General features: G+C 38.8%; 10 protein-coding genes. 8 read left to right on the plus strand and 2 right to left on the minus strand.

What is annotated here, in order from left to right:
• Positions 1-44 precede the first annotated feature (44 nt).
• On the plus strand, positions 45-743 hold the full coding sequence (locus tag Q4489_RS03885; protein ID WP_303477339.1) for a hypothetical protein: 699 nt from the start codon (positions 45-47) through the stop codon (positions 741-743).
• A 181-nt stretch (positions 744-924) separates the two neighbouring features.
• The gene (locus Q4489_RS03890; protein ID WP_303477341.1) at positions 925-3,093 is read left to right on the plus strand and encodes a TonB-dependent receptor; all 2,169 of its coding nucleotides are present in this window, start codon (positions 925-927) and stop codon (positions 3,091-3,093) included.
• A 373-nt stretch (positions 3,094-3,466) separates the two neighbouring features.
• Here the strand turns inward: Q4489_RS03890 and Q4489_RS03895 are convergent, their stop codons facing one another.
• Entirely contained in the window at positions 3,467-4,432 is a 966-nt protein-coding gene (locus Q4489_RS03895) for a siroheme synthase (RefSeq protein ID WP_303477343.1), read from the minus strand.
• 251 nt (positions 4,433-4,683) lie between these two features.
• Here Q4489_RS03895 and prmA point away from each other — a divergent pair, with 251 nt between their 5' ends.
• From prmA to purD, 6 genes are all read left to right on the plus strand, one after another.
• The gene (gene prmA, locus Q4489_RS03900; RefSeq protein ID WP_303477345.1) at positions 4,684-5,565 is read left to right on the plus strand and encodes a 50S ribosomal protein L11 methyltransferase; all 882 of its coding nucleotides are present in this window, start codon (positions 4,684-4,686) and stop codon (positions 5,563-5,565) included.
• Positions 5,566-5,765: 200 nt separating this feature from the next.
• Complete coding sequence (dusB, locus tag Q4489_RS03905) at positions 5,766-6,731, plus strand: tRNA dihydrouridine synthase DusB (protein WP_303477348.1); 966 nt, start codon at positions 5,766-5,768, stop codon at positions 6,729-6,731.
• 18 nt (positions 6,732-6,749) lie between these two features.
• The gene (gene fis / locus Q4489_RS03910) at positions 6,750-7,037 is read left to right on the plus strand and encodes a DNA-binding transcriptional regulator Fis (RefSeq protein ID WP_074497022.1); all 288 of its coding nucleotides are present in this window, start codon (positions 6,750-6,752) and stop codon (positions 7,035-7,037) included.
• 179 nt (positions 7,038-7,216) lie between these two features.
• Positions 7,217-8,818 carry a bifunctional phosphoribosylaminoimidazolecarboxamide formyltransferase/IMP cyclohydrolase gene (purH, locus tag Q4489_RS03915; RefSeq protein WP_303477352.1) on the plus strand — a complete coding sequence of 534 codons (1,602 nt, stop codon included), beginning with the start codon at positions 7,217-7,219 and terminating at the stop codon, positions 8,816-8,818.
• Positions 8,819-8,982: 164 nt separating this feature from the next.
• The gene (locus Q4489_RS03920; RefSeq protein ID WP_368389583.1) at positions 8,983-9,834 is read left to right on the plus strand and encodes a class I SAM-dependent methyltransferase; all 852 of its coding nucleotides are present in this window, start codon (positions 8,983-8,985) and stop codon (positions 9,832-9,834) included.
• A gap of 70 nt (positions 9,835-9,904) precedes the next feature.
• Positions 9,905-11,188, plus strand: coding sequence for a phosphoribosylamine--glycine ligase (gene purD / locus Q4489_RS03925; protein WP_303477355.1), 1,284 nt, complete (start codon positions 9,905-9,907; stop codon positions 11,186-11,188).
• A gap of 67 nt (positions 11,189-11,255) precedes the next feature.
• On the opposite strand, the gene Q4489_RS03930 is transcribed toward purD, so the two are convergent.
• Positions 11,256-12,002, minus strand: coding sequence for a hypothetical protein (locus tag Q4489_RS03930; RefSeq protein WP_303477358.1), 747 nt, complete (start codon positions 12,000-12,002; stop codon positions 11,256-11,258).
• Positions 12,003-12,272 lie beyond the last annotated feature (270 nt).

The following is a 12,272-nucleotide window of genomic DNA, read 5'->3' on the forward strand; positions in this document are numbered from 1 at the left end:
GTGTCATTTAGATATTTGTACCAACTTTTTTTATGAGAGATACCATGAAAATAGCGTTATTTGCTTTAGTATTCACTTTTACGTGTCATACGGTTTTTGCATCGAGTATATGCAATGAAAATCCAGCTCAGCTTATTGCTAACTACCAAGTAAATCATCAAAGCGTAGACGGCACCATTACCCATGATACATTAACTTTGGCACGATTAAATAATCAGGTAGGCCAATATTATCATGCAAAAAACTATGGCGACTTGTGGAGTAGACCTTCTGAGCAACATTTATTACTGACACGATATTTTCCTGATTATCAAAAAGCGATTGAATACCAAACGGATGAAATAAAAGTACGCTCTTATACAGTAACTTGGCAGCAACAGTGGCAATTATTAACAGATCAATTTGTTGCGAATATGGAACGCATAGACATGCAAACTAAAGGATGTAATCGCGTTGAAGTATTAACCGCAAAAGTTAACAAATTTGAATACACTTTACATTGGTTGCCAGCACTGCGTTTAGTTGAAAAATTAGTCATCAAAAAGAAAGGAAGTTTACATACAAGCTGGCAATTATCGAATATCAATCATGAACTTGAAGATGTGCAGAATTATGTCAATAAGATTCTGACCTTTCAAACGATTGATTATGCAGACATAGGCGATAATGAAGCGGACCCCTTTCTTGCGAAAATGATCCATCAAGGTTTTAAAGAAGGAACCGTTATAGGGCATTCTCATTAGAAATAGGTGTTATTCTCGTTCCATTTTATGTGATGAATTAAACCTAAATATATCTAAAGTTTATATAAAAGGCATTTTCTTATAAAAAATAAAAATAAATGTAAATGATATTGATTCTTATTTTGTTGAGTGTTTTAATTGCGCCAATTTAATTTTACCGTTTATATAAGGGTTTCAATACGTGATTCATTTAGCCTTAAAACCAGCATGTGTTGCATTAGCAATTTCAGCTGCTATTTCAACCAATGCTTTCGCAAACGAAAAGCAAGATATGGAGCATTTAACTATTTTCGGTAATGAGCACCGTGTCAATGATACACCAGGAAGTGCTCATGTTTTATCAGAGAAAGAGTTAGAAAAATTCGATTATAGCGACATTATGCGTACACTGACTTCGGTACCTGGTGTTTATGTGTTAGAAGAGGATGGTTATGGCCTTCGTCCAAACATAGGCATGCGCGGTACTGGGCAAAACAGAAGTGAAAAAGTGACCATTATGGAAGATGGTGTTTTATCTGCACCTGCACCTTATGCTTCTCCTGCGGCTTATTATTTTCCTACAGCAGGTAGAATGCAATCTATCGAAGTATTAAAAGGTACATCAAGCGCTATGTATGGCCCACGTACCACAGGTGGTGTAATTAACCTTTTATCTCGTCAGATCCCAAAAGAAGATGTAGCCGGTAAAATTGATTTAAGTTTAGGTCAAGATGGCTATGGGAAAGTACACGGTTTTGTTGGTGGAACAGGTAAAAATATTGCGTCTGTATTCGAAGTGTTTCGATATCAAGCCGATGGCTTTAAAGATATTAATCATACGAACAAAGGAACAGGTTTCGTAAAGAATGATGTAATGACTAAAGTACTACTTCGCTCTGATGCAAATACTGAATTTTATCAAGAGTTAGAGGTAAAATTAAAATATGCTGATGAAGATTCAGATGAAACCTATATAGGTTTAACATCGGCAGATTATAATGCAGATCCGTATCAACGTTATTCAGCTTCTCAGTTAGATAATATGGCTACAGAGCATAAGCAACTGCAAGTTAATCACTTGATCCAACTTTCTCCACGTTTTGTTTTAGGTACCTCTGCATACCATAACGACTTTAACCGTAACTGGTATAAAACAAGTAAAGTTAATGGTAAAAGCCTTGGAAGTGGCGGTGTAGAGATTGCCGCTCAGTTTGATAAAAACGTTATTGCAAGCGATGAAATTTCAGTGGATGTAAAAGCAAATAACCGTGAATATTTGTCACAAGGTATCCAAACAGTGCTTGATGCAGACTTTAATGCTCATCAGGTTAAGTTTGGATTACGGTATCATGAAGATGAAATGGATCGTTATCAATGGGTTGATAAATATAGTTTAGATACGGCCTATGATATGACCTTAACTAGCGCGGGTGTACCTGGTACAGACTCGAACCGCATCGACAGCGCTGAAGCCCTGGCAATTTTTGTGCATGATGAGTACACCGTAGGTGACTTTATTATCAATGCCGGTTTACGATATGAAGACATGACCATTGAGCGTCATGATTGGGGAAAATCTGACGTAGCACGCACAGCTACACCAGCACATAAGAAAAATGACGTTGATGTTTGGTTGCCTTCTTTGGCGTTAACGTATCGAATTAACAACGAACTTCTACTATTAGGTGGCGTCCAAAAAGGCTTCGCGCCACCAGCACCTGGCAATACCGATAGCGAAAATGAAGAAAGTATGAATTATGAGTTCGGTATCCGTTACCAAGACAATGCATTTAATGGTGAAGCTATTGCGTTCGTTTCGGATTATAAAAACATGCATGGAAACTGTACAGCAAGCCAAAACTGTGATGATGATAACATTGGTAATCAATACAATGCTGGCGAAGTTGCAGTTTCAGGTGTTGAAGTAAAAGCAGGGTATGAACTATCGACGTCTTCATTAACGATACCTTTTGACCTTACATATACCTTAACGAAAACCGAATTTGAGAATAGTTTTGCTTCTGATTTCTGGGGTAACGTAACAAAAGGTGATGATCTTCCATACTTACCCGAGCAGCAATTACAATTAACGGCTGGTATTGTAGGCGATAAATGGCGTACAGATTTACTTATTCGCTACTTAGCTGAAATGCGTACAAGTGCAGGTCAAGGAAATATTGCTACAGACGATAAAATTGCTAGTAGAACCGTAGTTGATTTATCTGCAAGTTATGAGTTAGATAAGAGTCAAAAAGTGAAGCTTAGCGTTGATAACTTACTCGATAAAGATTATATGGTGTCGCGTACACATGGTTCTATAATGGTGGGTAAGCCTCGTACTTTATCGGTGAGCTACCAATATAGTTTCTAAGTTGTTTTATAAATACGCTACAAAAGGCTTGATATTTCGTATCAAGCTTTTTACAAAAGCAAATAAAAATAATTCTCATTTGTATTGACTGTGAGGCGAACCATTGTTAGTATACAAACAACTTGATGTTAACCCTTAAGTGTTTTTACTCACATAGCCAGAGTAAAGCTATTAACAGCAAGTGTTTACATTAAAGTCAAAGCAAGTATTTGCCCTTACTTATTTGTTCTGAGTCTTTAATGGTTGATGTACCTGCATGGGTACTTCTTTCCGGGAGTACGTGCGTAGAATTGCTCTTACTGCGTAAACGTATTGTTAGCCCCGCTCGTTAGAGTGGGGCTTTTTTTATATGTTGTTCACGATATTGTAAACGTTAAGTACCGCAAACAAGTTCTTTTACTGTTACTTGGCTGAGCGATAGTGCAGAGTTGTGCGGAATCGTTTGGTGACCAGCTAATAAATAAATAACCTTCTTTCCTGCTTCTGCAAGTTCTAATGCATGCTGTGCATTTATTAACACATCAGCATTAATTTGTTGCGGGTACTTATCTGCGTCTCTTCTAATATATTCAATAAAAGCAGGGTTTACCTGTTCGTCATAAATTACTGCATCAGCAAACTGCATTTCTCGGTGGGCTGATAACGTTAAATTATCAGGGTTACCTAATAATGTATGAATGAACACAATTTCACCGCTAGGCAAAGAAACTTCCTGCTTTAGCTGTTGAATAAGTTGGAGTTCAGCTTGTTCGATATTGCCATCGAGTACTAGCTGTCCGATAGATCCTCGTAATATCTCTTCCCAGAATGCACGGCGATTTCTTACGCCCTTGATACGCGCTTTAACGTGATCTCGAAATTTATAACTAAAGTTAGCAAGTTTGCCGTAACCATCAGGTAACGTTTTTTCAATTTGTTCACGCAACATGCGTAAAAGAATGGGGGCTGAACCTGAGCTGGATAAGGCAATAAGCATCGGATCTCTATCAATAATACTTGGTGTGATCCAGCTACACAAAGCCGGTTGATCAACGACATTGACGAGAATATCTAGCTGATGAGCGTTCGCCGCAACTTGTTGATTAACGGCCTCGTCGTCAGTTGCAGCAATAATTAAATTAAACTGCTGTAAGTTATTCGCTTGATATTGATGAGGTAGGTGTTCAAGTGATTCATTATCAATTAAACGTTCAACAGTCTCATTGCACTTTTCGCTCATAACAGTAATGGTGCAATTAGCTTTTAACAGTAATTCTATTTTTCTAGCAGCAACATCACCACCGCCTACAATTAATGCATTAATGCGATTAGCGGTTAGAAATATTGGAAAGTAATTCATGAACACCCTGCTTTTAGAATAGCTATCATTTAAATAGTGTTGTCTTTTTAGATTTATGCATGAACGTTGTCTACCAACATCCGGTACCCACAATACCTTAAAAAAAGAATTAATAGAGCAATTTAGCGACTGTCAATTAAGTACAATTAATTAGACTAACTAATTATTGTCATGTTAATAACTAAATTCAATGAGTTTTTATGCTATTCAATGATAAAATATCAGCAGTGTGAATTTTACTGAGAATTATAATGCCCTGGATACAACTCCGATTAAGTGCTAACGAAGATACGGCCGAGAAATATAGCGATTGGTTAATGGCGTGCGGTGCTCAAGCTGTTACTTTTATTGATGCCAAAGATACGCCTATATATGAACCTCTTCCGGGCGATGAAGTACTTTATTGGGCAAATACGGTAGTAATGGGTCTTTATGATGCTACCCATGACATGGATGCTGCAATTCGTTATTTGCAACGCATTCACCCTGACCGAGAAAAAATGAAATTCAAGCTCGAGCAACTCGAAGATAAAGACTGGGAAAGAGAGTGGATGGATAATTTCCATCCGATGAAATTTGGCGAGAAACTATGGATATGTCCAAGCTGGCGTGAGGTCCCTGAACCAGATGCTGTCAATGTTATGTTAGACCCTGGCTTAGCCTTTGGTACGGGCACACATCCAACAACCGCCTTATGTTTAACGTGGTTAGATAGCCTTGATTTAACGGGAAAAACCGTTGTTGATTTCGGCTGTGGTTCAGGCATTTTATCATTAGCGGCATTAAAATTAGGTGCAAAGCAAGTGATCGGAATCGATATAGACCCACAAGCACTACAGGCAAGTAAAGAAAATGCAAAAAGAAATGGTGTAGAAAGTCGACTATCATTGTACCTTCCTCAAGACCAACCGTCATTAAAGGCTGATATTGTCGTTGCTAATATTTTAGCAGGCCCTTTGCGTGAACTTGCACCAACCATTACTGGATTTTTAGCAAACGATGCCAAACTTGCTTTATCAGGTGTTTTAGAAGCGCAAGCAGAGTCACTTCAAGAAATTTATAGCCAATGGTGTGAAATGGATCCCGTTGCAGTGCAAGAAGAATGGGTAAGACTATCGGGAACTGGCCGCTAACATTTTGTAATAGTTGAGTTAAAATTTATACAGAATCGTTATACATTTTAAATCTAAATCATCTGCAATATTGTTTTGTCAAAAGTCAATATAAAAAGATTGAAAAAAACTCACATTTGTTCAATTTATATGCTTTTCAATCTTGCTAAAAACGCGTAAACTTAGCGCCCTTTTGAAAGGTAGCTCAAAAAAACAGCAACGTGAATATTGGTTCTTATCGATTAAATAGTCAAACTATGCTTGCGCCTATGGCCGGTATTACAGACCAACCAATGCGTCAGATTTGCTGTCGAATGGGGGCTGGGTTGGCCGTATCAGAAATGGTGTCTGCAAACCCAAAAGTCTGGAATACTGAAAAGTCTAAAAGACGTTTGATTCACTCTGCTGAATCAGGTATTCGTTCTGTTCAAATTGCAGGTTCTGAACCTGACGAGCTAGCTTTTGCTGCGAAAGTCAATGTTGATAATGGTGCACAAATCATTGATATCAACATGGGGTGTCCAGCGAAGAAAGTGAATAAAAAATTGGCGGGTTCAGCTTTGCTGAAAGAGCCTGTATTAGTCGAACAGATTGTAAAATCAGTGGTTAATGCGGTTTCTGTACCCGTCACGTTAAAAATTCGTACCGGATGGTGTGAAAATAGTAAAAATGCTGTCGAAATTGCGCAAATCGCTGAGCACAATGGTATTCAATCTTTAGTCGTTCATGGCCGTACACGCAATGACTTTTATAAAGGTGATGCTGAATACGACACCATTAAAGCTGTTAAAAAGTCAGTGAGTATTCCTGTAGTCGCTAATGGAGACATTACTGACGCAGAAAAAGCAGCGCAAGTGCTCACTTATACCGGTGCTGACGCCATTATGATTGGCCGAGGAGCTCAAGGTCGACCGTGGATTTTTAGAGAAGTAAATCACTTTCTTGAAACAGGTCAACATTTAGCGCCACCATTAATAGCAGAAATACGCTCAATCGTGATTGAGCATGTAAAGGATTTACACACGTTTTACGGTGAGTTTATGGGCGTTAGATTTGCTCGCAAGCACACCTCTTGGTATACACAACTGTTACACCAAGGAAAAGAGTTTCGTTCTATATTTAATGCATTAGAAAGTTGTGAAGAACAACTCGATGCGTTGAATAAGTATTTTGATCATTTAAATTAACTTAAGAGTCTGAACTATATGTTTGAACAAAATATTTCATCTCCGTTTGTTACAGGTAATGTACAAACACAAGCTGAAGCTTCTCCATTACGTACACAAGCTAAAATTGCTATCAGCAACTACTTATCTCAATTAAACGGCAATGACGTTGACGATATGTACGAATTGGTACTGTCAGAAATTGAAGCACCTATGCTGGAGGAAGTGATGAAGTATACACGCGGTAATCAAACACGTGCTGCTAATTTACTAGGCATAAACCGTGGTACTTTACGTAAGAAGTTGAAAAAGTACGGTATGAACTAAGTACACGCAGGTTAGCCTGCAATAAAAAAGCACCCTAGGGTGCTTTTTTACTTATAGCTAATGAACAATGTTTACGTAAACGAAAACTTTCATTGGTAAAAACAAGATGGATGAATCGCCAAGGACATATGTCAAAGGCCAGACAAAACAATATTTACATTAAGGTAACAGAAACAACAATGGATACCCCACGCCCAATTAAACGTGCACTATTAAGTGTGTCTGATAAAATCGGTATTGTCGATTTTGCCCGTAGTTTAGCGCAAAAAGGTGTTGATATTCTTTCAACTGGCGGCACTGCGAAATTGTTAGCAGATAATGGCATTAAGGTGACAGAAGTGTCTGATCACACTGGCCACCCAGAAATAATGGATGGCCGAGTAAAAACGCTTCATCCAAAAATTCATGGTGGTATTTTGGCACGTCGTGGCACTGATGAAACGGTTATGGCTGACAACAATATTGCTGCAATTGATATGGTTGTGGTTAATTTGTACCCATTTGCAAATACTGTTGCTAAAGAGAATTGTTCACTAGAAGATGCAATTGAAAATATTGATATTGGCGGGCCAACAATGGTGCGTGCAGCGGCAAAAAATCATAAAGATGTGACGATTATCGTTAACGCTCATGATTATGACCGTGTATTAGCTGAATTAGACGCAAACAACGGCTCGTTAACCTATAACACGCGCTTTGATCTAGCCATTGCTGCATATGAACATACTGCTTCTTACGACGGCATGATCGCTAATTATTTCGGCCAAATGTTATCAGCACATGGCACAGAAAGTAACGAAGTGAATTTTGAAGAAACCAACAAGTTTCCACGAACCTTCAACAGTCAATTTATTAAAAAGCAAGATCTTCGCTACGGTGAAAACTCTCATCAAGATGCCGCTTTTTATGTTGAAGCAAACCCTGAAGAAGCGTCGGTATCAACCGCAACACAACTTCAAGGAAAAGCACTGTCGTACAACAACATTGCAGACACTGATGCAGCACTAGAATGTGTTAAAGAATTTGAAGAACCAGCTTGCGTTATTGTTAAGCATGCAAACCCTTGTGGGGTGGCTATTGGCGATAATATTTTAACCGCATATGACTTAGCGTTTAAAACTGATCCAACTTCTGCATTCGGTGGCATTATTGCTTTTAACCGTGAACTAGATGCAGATACTGCGGAAGCTATCGTTTCTCGTCAGTTTGTAGAAGTTATTATCGCGCCTTCTATTTCAGAAGCTGCAGCACAAATCGTTGCCGCAAAACCTAATGTACGTTTATTAGAATGTGGTCAGTGGAATGTACAAACAAGTGGCCTAGATTATAAACGTGTCAATGGCGGTTTATTACTGCAAGATCGTGATCAAGGTCGTGTAAATGACGAAGATCTTAAAGTAGTGACAAAGCGTCAACCCACAGAAGATGAGATGCGTGATCTTAAATTTTGTTGGAAAGTTGCCAAATTTGTTAAATCAAATGCCATTGTTTATGTTAAAAATAGTATGACAATTGGTGTTGGTGCGGGACAAATGAGCCGCGTATACTCTGCTAAGGTCGCTGGTATTAAAGCTGCAGATGAAAACTTAGAAGTAAAAGGGTCTGTAATGGCTTCTGATGCATTCTTTCCTTTCCGTGACGGTTTAGATGCCGCTGCAGAAGCAGGCATTACTGCGGTAATTCAGCCAGGTGGCTCGATGCGTGACGAAGAGGTTATTGCTGCAGCCGATGAACACGGTATTGCAATGGTATTTACTGGTATGCGTCACTTCCGTCATTAAGATTGGAGCGTGTGAGCTTTACTCTGTTTTAAGTTTAAAAAAGCGTTGAAAACTTGTTTTCGCGCTTTTTTTAAATTTTTTTATCGGTTTTGAATATTGTTTTCGCATATTTTGTTCTTATATTTTGATATAACTACAATAGGTCATTCAGAGGAAGAAAAAATATGAAAGCATTAAGAAATAAATTAATCAGTGCTGTTATAGGTTCAGCAACGCTTTTTGGTGGAGCAGCGGCAATCGCAGAAGAAACATCTGCCGAGTTAATGTTGATGAAAGCGAAAGAGGCTTCAGCACTTGAACGTGCGGTAATGGGTAAACATCGCAGCGATAAAAATAAAGCTCGAGACATTTACCGTAATCCACTTGAAACATTAAAATTCTTTGGTTTTAAACCCGATATGACAGTGGTGGAGATTGCCCCAGGTGGTGGTTGGTATACAGAGATATTAGCACCAGCACTAAAAGAAAAAGGTACACTTTACGGTGCTCATTACCCAGATACAGGCGGTGATGATTATTATAGTAAATCTCGTCGTAGTTTAGAAAAAAAATTATCAGGTAATGAAGTTTTTAGCAAAGTAAAGCTGACTAATTTCACTCCTAAACAGCCAAGTGAATTAGCCCCTGCTGGAACGGCTGATTTAGTGTTAACTTTTCGAAACCTGCATAACTGGGGCGAAGAAGGTGTTGAGCAAATATTCAAAGACGCGTTTACCGCGTTAAAATCAGGCGGCGTGTTAGGGGTGGTAGAACATAGAATGCCAGATACACAGTCATGGCCTGAAGATAAGCGCAGCGGATATTTTCCTGAACAGTTGACAGTTAAATTAGCAAAAGATGCGGGTTTTCAGTTAGCTGAGAAAAGTGAAATAAACGCGAACGCGAAAGATACCGCCGATCACCCTAAAGGTGTTTGGACATTACCGCCATCACTACGATTAGGTGATAAAGACAAAGAGAAATATTTAGCAATTGGTGAAAGTGATCGAATGACACTTAAATTTGTAAAACCTTAATTGCAAGCTTTTAGTAATCAGAAAGAGTGACTTGTCGCTCTTTCTTTTTAACCATTTTAGGAAATTATCAATGAATGTATTAGTTATTGGCAGTGGCGGACGCGAGCATGCGTTAGCTTGGAAAGCCGCTCAAGCAAATCAAGTTGAAAAGGTATTTGTTGCACCGGGTAACGCGGGTACTGCAATCGAACCCAAATTAGAAAATATCGATATCTCGGTGAGCAATATCGATGCCTTAGTTAATTTTGCTAAAACCAATAACGTCAGTTTAACCATTGTAGGCCCAGAGCAACCATTGGTTGATGGGATTGTTGATGTCTTTCAGCAAGAAGGGTTAGCTATTTTTGGCCCGAGTGCAAAAGCAGCTCAACTAGAAGGTTCGAAAGCCTTTACAAAAGATTTTCTTGCTCGTCATAATATCCCTACAGGGAGCTACGCTAACTTTACCGAAATCGAACCGGCATTAGCGTACGTACGTGAACAGGGTGCTCCTATTGTTGTTAAGGCTGACGGCCTAGCAGCAGGTAAAGGTGTGATTGTTGCGATGACACTTGAAGAAGCAGAAGACGCGATTAAAGATATGCTCGCTGGCAATGCGTTCGGTGATGCTGGCCATCGTGTGGTTATTGAAGAATTTTTAGAAGGCGAAGAAGCAAGCTTTATTGTGATGGTTGATGGTAAAAATATTTTACCTTTTGCTACAAGCCAAGACCATAAACGCGCGTACGATGGCGATAAAGGACCTAATACCGGTGGTATGGGCGCATATTCACCTGCACCCGTTGTAACACCAGAAATACATAAACGTACCATGGAAGAAGTGATTATACCGACAGTTGAAGGTATGGCGAAAGAAGATGCCCCTTATACTGGTTTTTTGTATGCAGGATTAATGATCGCAGCAGATGGAACACCAAAAGTGATTGAATATAACTGTCGTTTTGGTGATCCTGAAACTCAACCTATAATGATGCGTTTACAATCAAACCTTGTCGATTTATGTTTAGCTGCTTGTGAGGGTAAGCTTAACATTCAAAACATTAGTTTTGACCCTCGTGCAGCAGTAGGTGTTGTGCTTGCAGCAGCGGGTTATCCGGCAAGTTACCCGAAAGGTGACGTTATCTCTGGTTTAGATACAAACAGAGCAGAAGATCGTAAAACTTTTCATGCAGGCACAGCATTGAAAGATGGCCATGTTGTTACTGCTGGTGGCAGAGTGTTATGTGCTACTGCGCTTGGAGAAAATGTAACGTCTGCACAAAAAGCTGCGTATGAACTACTACACCAAATTACTTGGCAAGGTGTAGAGTTTAGAACTGATATTGCCCATCGCGCGATTGCACGAGAAAGGTGAAGTTAATAAAAAAGGAGCGCTTAGCTCCTTTTTTTAGCGGTTATTTTTATGGCTCAGTTAAGTCGGCTCAGTTTTCCAAATTAAGCTTATCCAGTGTGTTTTGATTTATACCACTACTTAGCGCAACGTTCATCGCATCTTTTTTTGTCATACCTGATGACAGAGCAGCATTTAATACATCTTCCAAATGCTTTTGTTCTTTTAAAGTGAAGGTATTAGTCGCAGGTTGTTCAGCCGTTGAGGTTGACAAATTAAATGCTGCTTTCATAAAGCTTGAGATATTACCGGGTAATTCACGAATGGCACTGAGTAAAATCGAAAATAATTTTTCTGGGTGTGCTTCCATGGTTTTATCGACGATCCTATCAGATAATAATGGTTCTGTTTTTAGCGTTACACGTAAAATTTTATCAAAGTTGTCTGGCTGCACCTTAGCAGCGGTAACCATTAATTCATGGGTATATGCTGGTTCTAGGGTGATAGCTTGTGCGAGTAATTGTTCAGTTGATGCAACATTAGACGCCATCATAGCCTCTAATACACTACAAGATAAAACAGGCTCAGCTTCCATTGCTCCTTTCATAATACCTTTATAATCACGGGGATATAACTTAATCGCAGTTGTTACGACTAAATCCACTTTCTCTGGATATCTTGTTAATAGCGACTGAACACTGTTTTCAATTGATATTTGTTGCTTCACTTGTTGTTTAAGTAGACTGCCAATTAAACGTTCCTGTTTTTCTTTTGCAAAATCCTTCGCATCAGCAATCGTACATAAACAACAAAGTAGTAATACGATTACTTTATTCATTGTTTGTACTCACTAGAAACGTAACGTTTCTTTTTATTATTATTAACGTTTTAACTATTTAAAATGCGTCTCACAGGATTCAAATACTGGGAAACTAACTAGTTATGACATAGTTTAGTTCACATATACAGCATTAAGTTCAATATTTGTTCGAACAAACAAAATAATGCAAAAAGTACTTGATCCATTTCATAAGATCTCTACAATGCGCTCCACTTCTCGGGGACAAGCCAAGAAGCGGTTTTGAACAGGTTTTTTACTTCATTGAGG

It is taken from the genome of Thalassotalea sp. 1_MG-2023 (genome assembly GCF_030546745.1).
Lineage (GTDB): Bacteria > Pseudomonadota > Gammaproteobacteria > Enterobacterales > Alteromonadaceae > Thalassotalea_C.

Bases quoted from the DNA above. Each gene is read 5' to 3' on its own strand.
- purH (WP_303477352.1), top strand. From the start codon at position 7,217: ATGGATACCCCACGCCCAATTAAACGTGCACTATTAAGTGTGTCTGAT.
- prmA (WP_303477345.1), top strand. From the start codon at position 4,684: ATGCCCTGGATACAACTCCGATTAAGTGCTAACGAAGATACGGCCGAG.
- Q4489_RS03920 (WP_368389583.1), top strand. From the start codon at position 8,983: ATGAAAGCATTAAGAAATAAATTAATCAGTGCTGTTATAGGTTCAGCA.
- Q4489_RS03895 (WP_303477343.1), bottom strand. From the start codon at position 4,432: ATGAATTACTTTCCAATATTTCTAACCGCTAATCGCATTAATGCATTA.
- fis (WP_074497022.1), top strand. From the start codon at position 6,750: ATGTTTGAACAAAATATTTCATCTCCGTTTGTTACAGGTAATGTACAA.
- Q4489_RS03930 (WP_303477358.1), bottom strand. From the start codon at position 12,002: ATGAATAAAGTAATCGTATTACTACTTTGTTGTTTATGTACGATTGCT.
- purD (WP_303477355.1), top strand. From the start codon at position 9,905: ATGAATGTATTAGTTATTGGCAGTGGCGGACGCGAGCATGCGTTAGCT.
- Q4489_RS03885 (WP_303477339.1), top strand. From the start codon at position 45: ATGAAAATAGCGTTATTTGCTTTAGTATTCACTTTTACGTGTCATACG.